This window comes from Streptomyces sp. DT190, assembly GCF_049846985.1.
In the GTDB taxonomy this organism is placed as follows: domain Bacteria; phylum Actinomycetota; class Actinomycetes; order Streptomycetales; family Streptomycetaceae; genus Streptomyces.
Window position 1 is genome coordinate 1 of sequence record NZ_JBNCNM010000028.1, and the last position, 16,672, is coordinate 16,672.

Consider the following 16,672-nt stretch of genomic DNA (forward strand, 5'->3'; position numbering starts at 1 on the left):
CTGCACTGGACCCGCCGCATGATCGAGATCCGCAAGCAGAACCCGGCCTTCGGCCTCGGCTCCTACACCGAACTGCCGTCGTCGAACCCGGCGGTGCTCGCGTTCCTGCGCGAGTACGAGGACGACCTGGTGCTCTGCGTGAACAACTTCTCACGCTTCGCACAGCCCACGGAGCTCGATCTGAGCGCCTTCGAGGGCCGGCACCCGGTGGAGCTGTTCGGCGGGGTGCGCTTCCCGGCGATCGGCGAGCTGCCGTACCTGCTGACCCTGGCGGGGCACGGCTTCTACTGGTTCCGGCTGCGCCGGGACACCGTATGAGGCCGGTTCCGGCCTGATCAGGCCTGATGACGCGGGGCAGGCCGCAAACCCCGGCGGCGGGGCGTTTCCTCCGCCCCGCCCGGGGCACGCATCAGTAACACCCCGCCCGTCCGCGTGAGCCGGAGGGGCGCCGTCCGGGGCCGGCCGCAGGCGCCCGGAGGCGCACCAGAAATGGGTGAAAGGACGCGACGCCATGTCGGAAGCCGTCACACGCACCGTCACCACCCCGCCCGGCCTTCTTGCCTCCCTCGACCCACTGCTGCGGGAATGGCTGCCGCGACAGCGCTGGTTCGCGGGCAAGGGACGACCGGTCACCGGGTTCACGCTCGTCGAGGCCACCGAGCTGCTGCCACCCTCGGCCAAGCTCGGCCTGTACCACCTGCTGGTCCGCGCCCACCAGCCGCTCGTGCCGTCCCACGGGGCGCCCGGCCACCCCGGCGACTGCTACCAGCTGCTCATAGGCGTGCGCGAGGCGCTGCCGCCTCGGCTGGCGCCCGCGCTCATCGGACACGTGGCGACGGGGCCGTTGGCCGGCCGGACGGTCTACGACGCGCTGCATGACACCCGGCCCGCCGAGCTGCTGCTGGAGGCGCTGCGCACCCGGGCCCGCATCGGCGGGCTCCGCTTCGAGCGGGACCCCGGGCAGGACATCCGGTCCGGGCTGGTGCCGCGCGTGGTGACCGCGGAGCAGTCCAACTCCTCGATCGTCTACGGAGATACGTTCATCCTGAAGCTGCTGCGGCGGATCGTGCCCGGGATCAACCCGGACCTGGAACTGCCGCTGGCGCTGGCCCGCGAGGGCTGCCCCCGGGTGCCCGCGCCGACGGCCTGGATGGTGGCGGACGTCGATCCCGCCGCCGACCCGGTCGTCTCGACGGGCCCGGTGGACCTGGCCGGCCAGCCGTACGTGCTGGGGGTGCTCCAGCCGTTCGTGCAGGGCGCCTCCGACGGCTGGGAGCTGGCCCTGCGCGAGCTGGCCAAGGGCGAGGACTTCGCCGCGGAGGCGCGGGCGCTGGGCCGGGCCACGGCCGAGGTGCACACCGCGCTGGCCCGTGCGCTGCCGACGGTCACGCTCGGCCACGCGCAGCTGCGGCTCATGGTCGACGGCATGACCGAGCGGCTGGACGCGGCCGTCCAGGCGGTGCCCGCGCTGCGGCCGTACGCCGGCGGCCTGCGGTCGGCGTTCACGGCGCTGGGCGATCTGGCCGCCGAGGGCCGCTCCTGGACCGCGCAGCGCGTCCACGGCGATCTGCATCTCGGGCAGTGCCTGCGCTCGCCCACCGGTGAGTGGAAGCTGATCGACTTCGAGGGCGAGCCGGCCCGGCCGCTGGCCGAGCGGCGCATGCCGCAGCCGACGGTGCGGGACGTCGCCGGCATGCTGCGGTCCTTCGACTACGCGGCGCGCTCGGTCGACCCGGCCCAGCCGGACTGGGCCGAGACCTGCCGTTCCGCGTACTGCTCCGGCTACGCGGAGGCCTCCGGCCGCGATCCGCGCACCGACCCGGTGCTGCTGCGCGCCTACGAGACGGACAAGGCGATCTACGAGGTGGTCTACGAGGCCCGCCACCGCCCCGACTGGCTGCCGGTGCCGCTGGCCGCCATAGACCGCCTCGCCTCGTCCGGCCACCTGACCTGACTGACCCACCCTTCGCCCAGGAGGCTCCGCCCGTGACCCCCCGCCCTGAGTCCAGCGGTCCGCGTCCCCAGGGGACGGCCGGGGAGAAGATCCCCGAGCAGCCCACGGCCGCGCAGAAGAAGAGTGCCGCGAAGAAGACGGCGGTGCCGAAACAGGCAGCGGCCAAGAAGGGCACGGCCGCCGCGAAGAAGGCTGCCGCCAAGAAGACGGCCCCGGCGAAGACGACGGCGAGGAAGGCCACCGCGAAGAAGGCGGCGGCCGAGGAGACGCCCGTCAAGGACACGGCCGTCAAGGACACGGCCGCGAAGAGGGCTGTCGCCAAGAAGGCCGCCACCACCAAGGCGGCAGCCGCCAAGGCGACGACCACGAAGGCCGCTGCCGCCAAGGCGAGTGCGACCAAGGCCACGGCCGCGGCCAAGAAGGCGGTCGCCACGAAGGCGCCTGCCAAGAGGACCGCCACCACGAAGGCGGCCACCACCAAGGCCGCCGCCGCCAAGACCGCCACCACCAAGGCCGCCACCACCAAGGCCGCCGCTGAGACAAGCGCGGCGAAGGCGGCCGTCACCGAGGCCGGCGCCGCGCAGGCCGCGGTCGGCAAGACCGCCGCCAGGAAGAGCACGACGGCCGCGGCCGCCGAGAAGGCCGTCGCGAAGAAGGCCACGGCGAAGACGGCGAAGAAGGCGCCCGCCAGGAAGGCCGCGCCCCGGAAGACCGCCGCCACGAAGGCCGCCCCCGCCCGGGCCGTGCCCCCGGAGATGGAGATCGCCGTCTCCCCCGCCGTGGACGCCGGGGACCGCGAGCGGCTGCTGAACGGCACGCACCACGCCCCGCACTCCGTGCTCGGCGCCCACCCCGTGCCCGGCGGCATCGCCTTCCGCGCGTTCCGGCCGTACGCCCTGGGGGTGACCGTCGTCTCCGGCGAGGTGCGCGCGGAGCTGCACGCCGACGGGGAGGGCTTCTTCTCCGGGCTGCTGCCACTGCGCGAGGTCCCCGAGTACCGGCTGCTCGTGCAGTACGAGGGCACGCTCCTGGAGACCGAGGACGCCTACCGCTTCCTGCCCACGCTCGGCGACCTCGACCTGCATCTGATCGGCGAGGGCCGGCACGAGGAGCTGTGGACGGCACTGGGCGCCCACCCGATGACCCACCAGGGCGTGACCGGCACCCGGTTCGCGGTCTGGGCGCCCAACGCGCGCGGCGTGCGCGTGGCCGGCACGTTCAACTTCTGGGACGGGACCGGGCACCCCATGCGCTCGCTCGGTTCGTCGGGCGTGTGGGAGCTGTTCCTGCCGGACGTGGGCGAGGGCGAGCTGTACAAGTTCGACATCACCCGGCCCGACGGTTCGAGGACGATGCGCGCCGACCCGCTGGCCCGCCGCACCGAGGTGCCGCCCGCGACCTCCTCGGTCATCACCTCCTCGGCCTACGAGTGGAACGACGCCGAGTGGCTCGCCCGGCGCGCCGAGGCCCCGGCGCACGAGTCGCCGTTCTCGGTGTACGAGATCCATCTGCCGTCCTGGCGCCCGGGGCTGACCTACCGTCAGCTGGCGGAGCAGCTGCCCGGCTACGTGAAGAACCTGGGTTTCACCCACGTCGAGCTGATGCCCGTCGCGGAGCACCCCTTCGGCGGCTCCTGGGGCTACCAGGTCACCGGCTTCTACGCGCCGACGGCCCGGCTGGGCACGCCGGACGACTTCCGGTACATGGTGGACAAGCTGCACCAGGCCGGCATCGGCGTGATCATGGACTGGGTTCCGGCGCACTTCCCGCGCGACGACTGGGCGCTGGCCGAGTTCGACGGCAAGCCCCTGTACGAGCACGAGGACCCGCTGCGGGCCGCGCACCCGGACTGGGGCACGCTGGAGTTCGACTACGGGCGCAACGAGGTCCGCAACTTCCTCGTCGCCAACGCCGTGTACTGGTGCGAGGAGTTCCACATCGACGGGCTGCGCGTGGACGCGGTCGCCTCGATGCTCTACCTCGACTACTCGCGCGAGCCGGGCCAGTGGACGCCCAACGAGCACGGCGGCCGGGAGAACCTGGACGCGGTGGCGTTCCTGCAGGAGATGAACGCGACGGTGTACCGCCGGGTGCCCGGCGTGGTGACGGTCGCCGAGGAGTCCACCGCCTGGGACGGCGTCACGCGCGCCACCCACCACCAGGGCCCGAGCGGCTTCGGCGGGCTCGGTTTCGGCCTGAAGTGGAACATGGGCTGGATGCACGACTCGCTGCAGTACATGAGCCACGAGCCGGTGCACCGCAAGTACCACCACCACGAGATGACGTTCTCGATGGTGTACGCCTACAGCGAGAACTACGTCCTGCCGATCTCCCACGACGAGGTCGTGCACGGCAAGGGCTCCCTGGTGTCGAAGATGCCGGGCGACTGGTGGCAGCAGCGCGCCGGGGTCCGCTCCTACCTCGGCTTCATGTGGGCCCATCCGGGCAAGCAACTGCTGTTCATGGGCCAGGAGTTCGCGCAGGGCGCCGAGTGGTCCGAGGCGCACGGGCCCGACTGGTGGCTGCTGGATCCGGGCTACGGCGCGGAGGCCGACCACCGGGGCGTGCGGGACCTGGTCCGCGACCTCAACGCCGTCTACGGCGCCACCCCGGCGCTGTGGCGGCTGGACACGGATCCGGCCGGTTTCGAGTGGATCGTCGGCGACGCGGCCGACGACAACGTGCTCGCGTTCCTGCGGCTGGACCCGGAGGGCAGCCCCCTGCTGGCGGTGTCGAACTTCGCGCCGGTGGTCCGCCCGGACTACCGCCTGGGTGTGCCGGAGGACGTCCCGGCCTGGCACGAGGCCGTCAACACGGACGCGGCCCGCTACGGCGGCAGCGACGTCACCAACCCGGACCCGGTCAAGCCCGAGGCCCAGCCCTGGCACGGGCGTCCGGCGAGCATCCGGCTGACCCTGCCGCCGCTGGCCACGGTCTGGCTGCGCCCGGCGTAGGCCTGTGACAGGGGTGTGACCGCAGGAGTGACCTCCGTCACAGCCCACCCGGTCGGGGAGTGGTGGGGTGGCCGCATGCGTGCCACCTCACTCCCCCACCCGTCCGGAAGGGGCCGGGGCCCGTGCTGATGGGTCTCGGTCTCTCGGCGGTCTGCGCCGTCGCCGCGCTGATCGCCGCCGCGGGGACCGCCGCGATGGCGCTCCCCGGGCGGCCCGAGCCGTGGCCCGTCCATCTGATGCGCCGCGCGGCGGCGACGGCCGCGTGGGCGGCCGCGGCCGTGTACGCCCTGGGTTTCTTCGCCGTGCTGGCCTCGGAGACCGCCTTCAACGACGGGGCGAACTCGGTCCCGGCCCCGGCCTGCCGCGACGGTTTCGACCCGGCCACGGTCCAGGGGCTGAGCCACCACCGGTCCTCGTACCTGCCGCTGCGCTTCGACTGCGTCCGCGACGACGGTTCCGTGTACGCCAGTGATCCGGACTACGGGTGGATGAACGCGGCGACGGCCGGCCTCGCCCTGGCCGCCGCCCTGCTCGCCATCGGCGCGGGGTACGCGAGCGAACTGCGGGCCCGCCGGGCACGCGTGACGCCGTGACACTGCTGCCGGTCTTCGCCGCGCTGGTGGTCGCGGTGGTCGCGCTGCGCGGCCTGCTGACCCATCCGCTGCTGCCGCTGTGGGTGCGGACCTCGGTCTTCTGGACGCTGCCGCTCACCGCCATGATCTGGGCGTTCATCATGGCGGCGGACGACCCCGTGCTGTTCCCCGAGACCGCCCCCTGCCCGCGTGAGCCCCTCGCGCGGGGCGTCATCGGCGACGGCGCGGTGGCCGGCGTCTCCACCGCCTTCCCACCGCGCGCCTACTGCCGGTGGGAGGACGGCACCACGTACGAACTGGCGCCCGGGGCCGAGTTCCTGTTCTGGGTCTTCTTCGCCGCGGCGGTCGTCCCCCTGGGCGCCGGGCTGTGGCACGCCCTGCGGGATCCGAGGTCCCAGCTGGGGTAGGCGCGGACGGCCGGGGGCTATCCGAGCGCCTCCGCCAGGGGCTCGGGCAGCCGCCCGGTGTGCAGCACGCCGAGACGCTGGGTGGCCCGGGTGAGGGCCACGTACAGGTCGGAGGTGCCGTACCGGCCGGGCTCGACCACGAGGACCGAGTCGAACTCCAGGCCCTTGGCCTGGCGCGGGTCGAGCAGGACGACCGTCTGCGTCAGGTCGGGTTCGGCGCCCGCCGTCACACCGTCCAGCCGGGCGGCGATGCCCCGGTGCAGGTCGCGCGGCGCGATCACCGCGAGCCGCCCTTCGGCCGGGGTGAGTTCCCCGACCGCCTTGGCGACGGCGCCGGGCAGGTCGTCGGTGGCCCGGGCCCAGGGGCGCACACCGGTGGAGCGGACCGAGCTGGGCGGCTCGAACCCCGGGTTCCCGGCGCGGACCACGGCCGCCGCGACGTCCATGATCTCGGCCGGGGTGCGGTAGTTGACGCCCAGGCGGGTGTGCTCCCAGCGGTCCTCGACGTACGGGGCGAGAATGCCCGACCAGGAGCCGACCCCGGCCGCCTCAGCGGTCTGGGCCGGGTCGCCGACCAGGGTCATCGACCGGGTCGGGCTGCGCCGCATCAGCAGCCGCCACGCCATCGGCGACAGCTCCTGCGCCTCGTCGACGATGATGTGCCCGAACGCCCAGGTGCGGTCGGCCGCGGCCCGCTCGGCGGCGCTGCGGTGGTCGTCCTCCTCGTGCCGCTCGGCGAACCGCTCGGCGTCGATGATGTCGTGCGCGGACAGCACCTCGGAGCCCTCGGGGTCGTCCTCCTCCTTGTCCTCGAACTCGTAGGTCCGCGAGGCGTACGACACGTCCAGCACGCCCTGCGCGTAGGCGATCTGCCGCGCCCGCTCGCGTGCGGCGCGATCCCGGGCGAGCCGGTCGTCCTCGCCGAGGAGTTCGGCGGCCTCGTCCAGCAGCGGCACGTCGGCGACGGTCCAGCGCCGGGTCACCGGGCGGCGTACGGCGTCGGCGTCCGCGGCGGGCAGGAACTCCTCGGGCGCGGCGAGGAAGTCCGCGACGAGCCGCTGCGGGGTCAGCACCGGCCACAACCGGTCGATGGCGGCCCACACTTCGGGGTTCTCGGCGAGGTCGTCGCGGATCTGGGTGACGTCGCTGGGGTCGAGCAGGCTGGACCCGTCGAAGGGGTCGGTGCCGATCCGCTCGGCGTACAGGTCGGTGAGCGCGTTGAGGACGTGGCCCTCGAAGTGCTCGCGGGCGGCGTTGTGCGGCAGCTTGGCGGCACGGGTGCGCTCACGGGCGACGTTGACCAGGCCGTCGTCGAGCATCAGGACCTCGCGGTCGTGCTCGATGGTGATCACCGGGTCGGGCAGCGCCTGCCGGCTGCGGACGACCTCGGCGAGCACGTCGGCCATGTCGGCGCGGCCCTTCACGGCGGCCGCCTCGGGCGGGTCGGTGGCGGTCGCCTTCACGCCGGGGTACAGCTCGCCGACGGTCGCGAGGAGCACGCCGGTCTCGCCGAGGGAGGGCAGCACCTCGCCGATGTAGCCGAGGAACGCCGGGTTGGGCCCGACGATCAGCACCGCGCGCTTGGCCAGCAGCTCGCGGTGCTCGTAGAGCAGGTAGGCGGCGCGGTGCAGCGCGACGGCCGTCTTGCCGGTGCCCGGACCGCCCTCCACGACCAGGACGCCGCGGTGCGGGGCGCGGATGATGCGGTCCTGGTCGGCCTGGATGGTCTGCACGATGTCGCTCATGCGGCCGGTGCGCGCCGAGTTCAGCGCGGCGAGCAGCACGGCGTCGCCCGTGGGGTCCTCGTGACCGGTGCGCGTCTCGTCGCCGAGGTCGAGGATCTCGTCGTGCAGGTGGGTGACCCTGCGGCCGTCGGTGGCGATGTGCCGCCGGCGCCTGAGGCCCATCGGGGTGTGGCCGGTGGCCAGGTAGAAGGGACGGGCGACGTCGGCGCGCCAGTCGATCAGGACGGGCGTGCGCTCGGCGTCGTCGGTGCGTAGGCCGATGCGGCCGATGTGGTGGGTGACGCCCGAGGTGAGGTCGATCCGGCCGAAGCACAGGGAGCCGTCCACCGCGTTCAGCGCGGCGAGCAGTCCGGAGCGCTCGGCGACGAGGATGTCCCGCTCGAGCCTGGCCTGCATGGGGGTGTTGCCCTGCGCGAGCGCGTCCGAGACGGAGGTCTCGGCGTCGCCGCGCAGCGCGTCCACGCGCGCGTACAACCCGTCGATGAATTCCTGTTCCTGTCGCAATTCATCGTCCGGAAATTCGGTGTTTGACAATTCCACTCCCGCCCGGATATACTGTGCTCACTGAACTTCACCGTGCTTTCAGTCAACTTGAAGGCACGAATGAATCAATATACGCGAGGAAATCCCCCGAGCACAATTGCTCGGGGGATTTTCGCGTTTCTCCGGGCCGGGTGCTCACAGCACGTCGGACAGCTCCTCCAGCAGCCTCCGCTTGGCCCGCGCGCCCACCATCGACTTCACGGGCTCGCCGTCGCGGAACACCACGAAGGTCGGCATGGACAGCACCTTGTAGGCGTTGGTGGTCAGCGGGTTGTGGTCCACGTTCAGCTGCACGACCTTCAGCCGGTCGCCCTCCTCGGAGGCGAGGGCCTCGAGCACCGGTGCCATCTGCCGGCAGGGCGGGCACCAGTCGGCGGTGAACTCCACCAGGACCGGCAGGTCCGCGCCGATCACCTCGGCCTCGAAGTCCGCGTCCGTCACTTCGCTCACCATGTGTGCCTCCCCAGCTCGCAACCGGGCTCCGGACCGCCCGGAGCCTGCGCCTCGGCGGCCAGCTCGGCGCGCGCCAGCTGCCGGGCGACCGTCTCCCGCACCGCGCTCAGTTGACCTATCAGTGCGTCGAGTTCGTCCAGCTTGTGCCGGTAGACCGCGAGGGACGCCGGGCAGGTGTCGCCCTCGGGGTGCCCGGCGCGCAGGCACTCCACGAAGGGCCGCGTCTCCTCCAGGTCGAATCCGAAGTCCTGCAGCGTCCGGATCTGCTCCAGCAGCTTCAGATCGCTCTCGTCGTACGTCCGGTAACCGTTGCCCGCACGCCGCGCGGGAAGCAGCCCCCGCGCCTCGTAGTACCGCAGCGTCCGCGTCGTGGTCCCGGCGCGGGCGGCCAGCTCGCCGATTCGCATGGGGTCGAACGTAATCCTTGACGCCGGGGTCAAGGCAACGCCTCAGCGCGCCCCGGCGTTCTCCGGCTCCCTGTCCTCGACGGCGGGCTCCGCCACCGGCTTTCCGCGGCCCGGCAGCAGCAGTGCCACGAGCACCGTGCCGATTCCCAGGACCACCGCCCCGACCAGGCTGGTGTGGGCGACCGCGTCCGCGAACGAGGAACCCACCGCGTCGGCCATCTGCCGGGCACCGGAGGCGAGTTGCTCGGCCTGCGCCGTGAGCCGCCCGGCCTGCTGGGGGTCGCTCGTGTGTCCGGCCTGCTCGGCCAGCTGCCGCGCCTTGTCGCCGATGCCCTGCGCGACGGCGTACCCGGCGCCGACCGAGTCCTGGGCCGTCTCCAGGGAGGACCCGGGCAGCCTGCTGCCGGCGGTGGCGTCGGAGAGGTGGCCGGAGTACGACGTGGCCAGCAGCGAGCCGAGGATGGCGATGCCGAGCGAGCCGCCCAGTTCCAGCGACGTGTCGTTCACCGCGCCGCCGACGCCGAGCTCCGACTCGGGGAACGCCCCCATGATCGCGTCCGTGCAGGGCGAGAGCGCGAGTCCGATCGCGAGGCCGAGGACGACCAGGGGCGCGACGAGGTCGCCGTACGCCGAACCGGAGTCGACCCGGGTGAGCAGGGCCAGCGCGGCCGTACCGCCGACCATGCCGGCCGTGACGGTCCACTTCATGCCGATCCGGGGCGTGAGGTACCCGGTCAGGGCCGAGCCGACGAACACGGCGCCCGCCAGCGGCAGCATCCGCACGCCGGTGTCCAGGGCGTCGTAGCCGAGGACGAACTGCAGGTGCTGCGTCAGGTAGTAGAAGGCCCCGAAGACGGCCAGGAAGAACAGCGCGACGGCGAGGTTGGAGCCCGCGAAGCGCCGGTCGGCGAAACGGCGCACGTCGAGCAGCGGGCGCGGGTGCCGCAGCTCCCACACGACGAAGGCGGCGAGCCCGGTCCCGGCCACGGCCGCGGCCGCGATCGCCTTGGCGCCCCAGCCGAAGTGCGGCCCCTCGATGATCATGTAGACGAGGGCCGCGATCCACACCACCGACAGCAGCCCGCCGCCGTAGTCGATGCGCCCGCGGTCGGCGGCCTTGGACGGCGGGACCAGGACGAACGCGCCGACGAGCGCCAGAGCGGCGACGGGCACGTTGATCAGGAACGTCGACGACCAGCCGTGGTGCTCCAGCAGCGCCCCGGCGACCAGCGGCCCGGCCGCGATGGCGAGTCCGGCCGTGGCGGTCCACAGGGTGATGGCGCGGGCGCGCTCGGCGCGCGGGAAGGTCGCGGCGAGCAGGGACAGCGTGGCCGGCATGATCATCGCGGCGCCGGCGCCCATCACGGCACGGGCGGCGATGACCGCGGTGGCGCTGTCGGCGAGGTAGCCGGAGACGGCACCGCCGCCGAACACGAGCAGCCCGAGCACCAGCGCGCCCCGGCGGCTGTACTTGTCGCCGATCGCGCCGAGCAGCAGCATCAGCGCGGCGTACGGGACGGTGTAGCCGTCGATGACCCACTGCAGGTCGGCGCCGGACAGGCCGAGGTCCTCGGTCATGGCGGGCGCGGCCACGGTCAGGGCGGTGTTCGCCATCACGATGATCAGCAGGCTCAGGCAGAGCACGAGCAGCGCCCACCAGCGGCGCGGGTAGGGGCGGTCCGTCCTCTCGGCCGGTTCGGTCACGACGAGTCGCATGGCGGGGGATGCCTTCCTCGCGGATTTGCACATGGCTGTGCATTTACACAACGCTGTGCAATCTACGTCGTTGCACAGCGCTGTGCAAATCAAGGCCGGAGGGGCAGAATGACGTCCATGACCACGGGCACCACCAGCCGCGCCGACGCCAACCGGCGCCGCATCCTCGATGTCGCCCTCGCCGAGCTGCTGCGGGACCCCGACGCGTCCATGGACCAGATCGCCCGCGCGGCCGGTGTCGTCCGGCGCACGGTGTACGGGCACTTCCCGAGCCGCGAGGCGCTCATCAGCACGCTCGTCGACGACGCGGTGGAGGCCCTGGCGGCCGCGCACGCGGCGGGCCGCGAGGGCGTGCGGGAACCGGCGGAGGCCGTGGCGCGCTCGGTGCTGGCCGTGTGGGAGATCGCCGACCGGTACCGGCTGCTGATCGCGCTCGCCCAGCGCACGGTGACCATGCAGGGCATCCGGGAACGGCTCGCCCCGGTCCGCGAGACCGCCACCGGGATGCTGCAGCGCGGCCTCGACCAGGGCGTCTTCGCCTCCCCGCTGCCCGCCCCGGCCCTGGCCTACGTGCACGAGCAGATGCTGGTCGCGCTGATGGAGGCGGTCAACGACGGGCTGGTGGCAGCAGAAGAGGCGGGCCGCTGCGCCGCGGTCACCATCCTGACCGCGGCGGGCGTGCCCGCCTCGACCGCCACCGGGCTGGTGGCGGAGCTGAACGACTGATTCCTTCTGCTGCTGATCCCGGAGGTCCTGACCGGGCGGCTGGGCGACGGGGGGACACCCAGCCGCCCGGAGTCCCACCGGGCGGCGCGGCCGTCAGGCCTTGGCCAGCTCCTTCTCGCCGCCCGGCTCGGGCACCTCGACGTGGTCGTCGCCGGCCGGACCGCCGTGGCCGTCGTCCAGCAGCGTCTTCTCGTCGAAGGGCAGGTGACCGGCGAGGACCTGGTCGACCCGCTCCCGGTCGATCTCCTTGGTCCAGGTGCCGATCAGCACGGTGGCGACGGCGTTGCCCGCGAAGTTGGTCAGGGCGCGGGCCTCGCTCATGAAGCGGTCGATGCCGACGATGAGGCCGATGCCGTCCACCAGGGCCGGCTTGTGCGACTGCAGACCACCGGCCAGCGTCGCGAGACCGGCGCCGGTGACCCCGGCGGCGCCCTTGGAGGCGACCAGCAGGAAGAGCAGCAGCGGGATCTGCTCTCCGATGGACATCGGGGTGCCCATGGCGTCGGCGATGAACAGCGAGGCCATGGTCATGTAGATCATGGTGCCGTCGAGGTTGAAGGAGTAGCCGGTCGGGACGGTGATGCCGACCACCGGCTTGCTGACGCCCAGGTGCTCCATCTTCGCGATGAGCCGCGGCAGCGCGGACTCGGACGAGGAGGTGGACAGGATCAGCAGGAACTCGCGGCCCAGGTACTTGAACAGCGTGAGGATGTTCAGGCCGGAGATCACCCGCAGCAGGATGCCGAGCACGATGAAGACGAAGAGGAAGCAGGTCACGTAGAAGCCGAGCATCAGCACGGCGAGGCTCTTGAGCGCGTCCAGGCCGGCCGAGCCGGTGACGGCGGCGATGGCGCCGAAGGCACCGATCGGGGCGGCCCACATCACCATGGCGAGGATGCGGAAGACGAGCCGCTGGATGTGCTCGATGCCGCGCAGGATGGGCTGGCCGGCCGCGCCCATGCCCTGCAGCGCGAAGCCGGCGAGCAGCGCGATCAGCAGGGTCTGCAGGACCGACTCGTTGGTGAAGGCGGAGACGATCGTGGTCGGGATGATGCCGAGCAGGAACTCGGTGGTGTCCTTGGCCTCGGCGTCGACCTGCGCGTGCCCGGCGTCCTTGACCGCGTCGGTGACCGCGAGGCCCGTGCCCGGCTCCAGGATGTTGCCGACGACCAGGCCGATGCTCAGGGCGACCAGCGACATGACCATGAAGTAACCGAGGGCGATACCACCGACGGCACCGACCTTGGCGGCCTTCCGCACCGAGCCGATGCCCAGCACGATCGTGCAGAAGATGATCGGCGAGATCATCATCTTGATCAGGTTCACGAAGCCCGTGCCGATGGGCTTCAGCTCGACCGCGAAGTCCGGTGCGGCCAGGCCCACCGCGATACCGGCGGCGACGGCGATGATCACCGCGATGTAGAGATAGTGCGTGCGGTCTCGCTTGGCCTTGGGTGCGGCAGGTGCCGTATCGGCTGCGCTGGTCACGGCGGCCCTCCTTGACGACGTCGTCGGCATCACCGGCGTGCGGCTCACGTCCGGGGTACTCCGGGAAAACTCCGAGAATCAGGGAGCGGCGCTCCCGGAGCTGCGTTATGGGGAATGCCGTGACTATGTCGTGCGCTGTGAGCGCGGTCACCCTTCCGTTCATTTAGTTCACAATCGGCCACAGTGCAGACTGACGGCATGCGCCTCACCGTCCCCCGACCCCGCAGCCTGGCGGGCCAGCTCTTCGCCATGCAGGCCGTGCTGATAGCGGTCGTCGTGGCCGGATACGCGCTGTTCACCTACGTCAGCGACCGCAGCCAGGCCGAGGAGGCCGCGGCGCGCCAGGCCCGGGCGGTGGCGCGGTCCGTCGCCGACTCCCCGTCCGTGCTGGCGGCGACGCGCACCCCCGACCCGACGGCGCAGCTGCAGCCGTACGCGCTGCGGGTGATGCGGGACACCGAGGTCGACTTCATCACGATCATGGATCCGCGGGGCATCCGCTGGACGCACCCCGATCCGCGGCAGATCGGCCAGACCTTCCAGGGCCACACCGACAAGGCGCTGCGCGGACAGACCTTCACCGAGACCTACACCGGCACGCTCGGCCCCTCGGTCCGTGCGGTCACCCCGATCAAGGACGGTCCCGAGGTGGTCGGCCTGGTCAGCGCGGGCATCCGGGTCGAGGAGATCACCCAGCGCGTCCAGGAGCAGCTGACGGCCCTGCTCGGTGTGGCGGCCGGCGCGCTGGTGCTGGGCGCGGTCGGCACGTACGTCATCAACGCCCGGCTGCGCCGCCACACCCACGGGATGAACGCGGCCGAGCTGAGCCGGATGCACGACTACCACCAGGCCGCCCTGCACGCGGTGCGCGAGGGACTGCTGATGCTGGACGGGCAGTACCGTGTGGCGTTGATCAACGACGGTGGGCGGGAGCTGCTCGGTGTGGCCGGGGACGTGGTGGGCAGGTCGGTGGCGGAGCTGGGGCTGCCCGCCCTGCTGACCGGTGCCCTGCTGGCGTCGGAGCCGCGGGTGGACGAGGTGCATCTGACGGCCTCCCGGGTCCTGGTGATCAACACCTCGCCGGTGTCGGGCGGGGAGCGGCGCGGTACGGTCGTCACCCTGCGCGATGTCACCGAACTGCAGTCGCTCATGGGCGAGTTGGACTCCGAGCGGGGTTTCACCCAGGCGCTGCGCTCCCAGGCGCACGAGGCGGCGAACCGGCTGCACACGGTCGTCTCGCTGATCGAGCTGGGCCGGGCGGAGGAGGCGGTGGAGTTCGCGACGGCCGAGCTGGAGCTGGCGCAGGCGCTGACCGACCAGGTGGTGGCGGCGGTGAGCGAGCCGGTGCTGGCGGCGCTGCTGCTGGGCAAGACCGCCCAGGCGAACGAGCGGGGCGTGGAGCTGGTGGTGTCGGAGGACAGCAGCCTCGACGACGGTCTGCTCCCGGAGTCCCTGCCGGCGCGGGACCTGGTGACGATCCTCGGCAACCTCATCGACAACGCCGTCGACGCGGCGCAGGGCAGTGTGCGGGCCCGGGTCACGGTCGCCGCGTACACCGAGGCCGCCAAGAGCGCGCCGGAGCTGGTGATGCGGGTGTCGGACACGGGCCCGGGCGTGGATCCCGAGCACACCGAGGCCGTCTTCCAGCGGGGCTTCTCGACGAAGCCGGCGGGCCCGGGCGGCCGCGGTCTCGGCCTGGCGCTGGTCCGGCAGGCCGCGCACCGGCACGGGGGAACCCTGTCGGTGGCCGGGGCCGACGGCGGCGGGGCACAGTTCGAGGTACGGCTGCCGCTGCGGGAGCCGGGGGCGGTGGCCGAGGGCGCGGGAGCCGGGACCTCGGTGTCCGCGGGCGCTGGAGGCGACGCATGACGAGCGGACCGACGAACGGCGGGAAGGCCATCCGCGTCCTCGTGGTGGAGGACGACCCGGTCGCCGCCGACGCGCACGTCCTCTACGTGGGCCGGGTGCCCGGCTTCGTGGCGGTGGGCAAGGCGCACTCGGGCGCGGAGGCCCGCCGGGCCCTGGAGCGCACCCCCGTCGACCTGCTCCTGCTGGATCTGCACCTGCCCGATGTGCACGGGCTGCAGCTGGCCCGCTCCCTGCGCGCGGCCGGCCACCACGCCGACGTGATAGCGGTGACCTCGGCCCGGGATCTGGCGGTGGTGCGCGAGGGCGTCTCGCTCGGTGTCGTGCAGTACGTCCTGAAGCCCTTCACCTTCGCGACCCTGCGCGACCGGCTGGTGCGCTACGCGGAGTTCCACGCCGCCGTCGGGGAGGCGAGCGGCCAGGACGAGGTGGACCGCGCGCTCGCCGCCCTGCGCGCACCGGGCCCGGCCGCCCTGCCCAAAGGGCTGAGCGCGCCGACGCTGGAGCGCGTGACGATCGCCCTGCGCGACAGCGCGGAGGGTCTCACGGCGGCGGGCGTCGCCGAGACGGTGGGCATCTCCCGCATCACGGCCCGCCGTTACCTGGAGCACCTCGTCGACGCGGGCCGCGCGGCCCGCCGCCCGCAGTACGGCACCGTGGGGCGGCCGGAGTTGCAGTACCGCTGGGTCACCGGCCAGTGACGGCCCATCAGCCGCCGACCAAACCCCGTACAGATGGCGCGGGCGGCGCCTAGGACGTCGTTCCAGGTCCTCGGCTGCCAGTCCGCGGGCAGACCCGCTTCCCGCAGGAGATCACCGAAGCGGCGGAGGTCGACGGAGCGGGCGGCCGGCGCCGCATGTGGCACATCACGCTGCCCATGATCCGCCGTTCCATCGGCACCAACCTGATGCTCAGCACCCTGCAGACGCTCTCGGTCTTCGGGCTGATCTGGGTGATGACGCGAGGCGGCCCGGACGGCAGGAGCCAGACGCTGCCGCTCTTCATGTACGAACAGGCCTTCCAGAACAGCCTGATCGGCTACGGCACGGCCGTCGCCCTGCTCCTCCTCCTGGTCGGCTCCCTGTTCTCCCTCGTCTACCTGCGCCTGCTGCGGACGGAGGTCTGACGCCCATGGCCCGCACGCTCGCCTCCCGCCGCACGACCCGCCGCCTGGCCGCCGACGCGGGACTGCCGGCCGTCGCCGCCGCGTTCGTCCTGCCGCTGGCGTGGGTCGTGCTGTCGGCCCTCGACCCGCGCGCGAACCTCCGCGTGAAGGCGCCCGACGGCCTCACCCCGGACCACTTCGACGCCGTCCTGACCCCCGAGATCACCTTCACGCCGCTGCTCGACAGCCTGGTCCTGTGCGGCGGCGCGACGCTGCTGACGGTGGTCTGCGCGGCCCTGGCCGCCTACCCCCTGTCCCGCTTCCGCTCCCGCTTCAACCGGCCGTTCCTGCTGACGATCCTCTTCGCCACCAGCCTGCCCATCACGGCGATCATGGTCCCGGTGTACGCGCTCTTCGTGCGGGTCGGCCTGATCGACACCGCGCAGGGCACGATCCTCTTCTTCACCGCGTCCCAACTGCCCTTCGCCATCTGGCTGAGGAAGAACTTCATGGACGGCGTGCCGAAGGAGCTGGAGGAGGCGGCCTGGACGGACGGCGCGTCGTCGCCGCAGTCCCTCGTCCGCATCGTGCTGCCCCTGATGGGCCCGGGCTGAGGAGCGCCGGGCGCCCCCCGCGGCAGCGCCGGCCCGGAGGGGCCGGCTGCCGGTGGCACGGGACCGGGCGGCGGTGGCACGGGGGCGGGCGGCGGTGGCAC

General features: G+C 72.7%; 13 protein-coding genes and 2 pseudogenes. 10 read left to right on the forward strand and 5 right to left on the reverse strand.

Translation table 11 applies throughout. From position 1 onward, the window contains the following. The 5 genes from ACPXCS_RS34270 to ACPXCS_RS34290 form a co-directional block, all read left to right on the forward strand. Positions 1–318 (forward strand): alpha-glucosidase C-terminal domain-containing protein (locus tag ACPXCS_RS34270; protein ID WP_425951421.1); only part of this gene is annotated, 318 nt, incomplete at its 5' end. A 193-nt stretch (positions 319–511) separates the two neighbouring features. Beyond that, entirely contained in the window at positions 512–1,954 is a 1,443-nt protein-coding gene (locus ACPXCS_RS34275; RefSeq protein WP_425951422.1) for a maltokinase N-terminal cap-like domain-containing protein, read from the forward strand. A gap of 32 nt (positions 1,955–1,986) precedes the next feature. Further along, on the forward strand, positions 1,987–4,908 hold the full coding sequence (gene glgB, locus ACPXCS_RS34280; RefSeq protein WP_425951423.1) for a 1,4-alpha-glucan branching enzyme: 2,922 nt from the start codon (positions 1,987–1,989) through the stop codon (positions 4,906–4,908). 128 nt (positions 4,909–5,036) lie between these two features. Beyond that, a complete protein-coding gene (locus ACPXCS_RS34285) occupies positions 5,037–5,501 on the forward strand; it encodes a hypothetical protein (RefSeq protein WP_425951513.1) in 465 nt (154 codons plus the stop codon). Further along, positions 5,498–5,908 carry a hypothetical protein gene (locus ACPXCS_RS34290; protein WP_425951424.1) on the forward strand — a complete coding sequence of 137 codons (411 nt, stop codon included), beginning with the start codon at positions 5,498–5,500 and terminating at the stop codon, positions 5,906–5,908. The genes ACPXCS_RS34285 and ACPXCS_RS34290 overlap by 4 nt, the downstream gene beginning before the upstream one ends. Before the next feature lie 17 nt (positions 5,909–5,925). On the opposite strand, the gene ACPXCS_RS34295 is transcribed toward ACPXCS_RS34290, so the two are convergent. The 4 genes from ACPXCS_RS34295 to ACPXCS_RS34310 form a co-directional block, all read right to left on the reverse strand. Further along, positions 5,926–8,157, reverse strand: a complete 2,232-nt coding sequence (locus ACPXCS_RS34295) for a HelD family protein (protein WP_425951425.1) — start codon at positions 8,155–8,157, stop codon at positions 5,926–5,928. Between the two features lie 174 nt (positions 8,158–8,331). Beyond that, positions 8,332–8,646, reverse strand: a complete 315-nt coding sequence (trxA, locus tag ACPXCS_RS34300) for a thioredoxin (protein ID WP_425951514.1) — start codon at positions 8,644–8,646, stop codon at positions 8,332–8,334. Next, positions 8,643–9,056, reverse strand: a complete 414-nt coding sequence (locus ACPXCS_RS34305; protein ID WP_425951426.1) for a MerR family transcriptional regulator — start codon at positions 9,054–9,056, stop codon at positions 8,643–8,645. The genes trxA and ACPXCS_RS34305 overlap by 4 nt, the downstream gene beginning before the upstream one ends. Positions 9,057–9,098: 42 nt before the next feature. Beyond that, on the reverse strand, positions 9,099–10,772 hold the full coding sequence (locus ACPXCS_RS34310) for an MFS transporter (protein WP_425951427.1): 1,674 nt from the start codon (positions 10,770–10,772) through the stop codon (positions 9,099–9,101). Between the two features lie 108 nt (positions 10,773–10,880). Here ACPXCS_RS34310 and ACPXCS_RS34315 point away from each other — a divergent pair, with 108 nt between their 5' ends. Next, positions 10,881–11,498, forward strand: a complete 618-nt coding sequence (locus ACPXCS_RS34315; RefSeq protein ID WP_425951428.1) for a TetR/AcrR family transcriptional regulator — start codon at positions 10,881–10,883, stop codon at positions 11,496–11,498. 93 nt (positions 11,499–11,591) lie between these two features. On the opposite strand, the gene ACPXCS_RS34320 is transcribed toward ACPXCS_RS34315, so the two are convergent. Next, a complete protein-coding gene (locus ACPXCS_RS34320) occupies positions 11,592–12,986 on the reverse strand; it encodes a cation:dicarboxylate symporter family transporter (RefSeq protein WP_425951429.1) in 1,395 nt (464 codons plus the stop codon). A gap of 198 nt (positions 12,987–13,184) precedes the next feature. Here ACPXCS_RS34320 and ACPXCS_RS34325 point away from each other — a divergent pair, with 198 nt between their 5' ends. The 4 genes and pseudogenes from ACPXCS_RS34325 to ACPXCS_RS34340 form a co-directional block, all read left to right on the forward strand. Continuing rightward, positions 13,185–14,855, forward strand: a complete 1,671-nt coding sequence (locus ACPXCS_RS34325) for a sensor histidine kinase (protein WP_425951430.1) — start codon at positions 13,185–13,187, stop codon at positions 14,853–14,855. Beyond that, on the forward strand, positions 14,852–15,553 hold the full coding sequence (locus ACPXCS_RS34330) for a response regulator (RefSeq protein WP_425951431.1): 702 nt from the start codon (positions 14,852–14,854) through the stop codon (positions 15,551–15,553). The genes ACPXCS_RS34325 and ACPXCS_RS34330 overlap by 4 nt, the downstream gene beginning before the upstream one ends. A 101-nt stretch (positions 15,554–15,654) precedes the next feature. Next, positions 15,655–15,978, forward strand: a pseudogene (locus ACPXCS_RS34335) (carbohydrate ABC transporter permease); the annotation flags it as partial. A gap of 5 nt (positions 15,979–15,983) precedes the next feature. Next, a pseudogene (locus ACPXCS_RS34340) lies at positions 15,984–16,568 on the forward strand (carbohydrate ABC transporter permease); the annotation flags it as partial. Positions 16,569–16,672 lie beyond the last annotated feature (104 nt).

Coding starts and splice junctions, on each gene's coding strand:
- ACPXCS_RS34275 (WP_425951422.1), top strand. CDS start 512: ATGTCGGAAGCCGTCACACGCACCGTCACCACCCCGCCCGGCCTTCTT.
- ACPXCS_RS34285 (WP_425951513.1), top strand. CDS start 5,037: ATGGGTCTCGGTCTCTCGGCGGTCTGCGCCGTCGCCGCGCTGATCGCC.
- ACPXCS_RS34305 (WP_425951426.1), bottom strand. CDS start 9,056: ATGCGAATCGGCGAGCTGGCCGCCCGCGCCGGGACCACGACGCGGACG.
- ACPXCS_RS34310 (WP_425951427.1), bottom strand. CDS start 10,772: ATGCGACTCGTCGTGACCGAACCGGCCGAGAGGACGGACCGCCCCTAC.
- ACPXCS_RS34315 (WP_425951428.1), top strand. CDS start 10,881: ATGACGTCCATGACCACGGGCACCACCAGCCGCGCCGACGCCAACCGG.
- ACPXCS_RS34325 (WP_425951430.1), top strand. CDS start 13,185: ATGCGCCTCACCGTCCCCCGACCCCGCAGCCTGGCGGGCCAGCTCTTC.
- ACPXCS_RS34330 (WP_425951431.1), top strand. CDS start 14,852: ATGACGAGCGGACCGACGAACGGCGGGAAGGCCATCCGCGTCCTCGTG.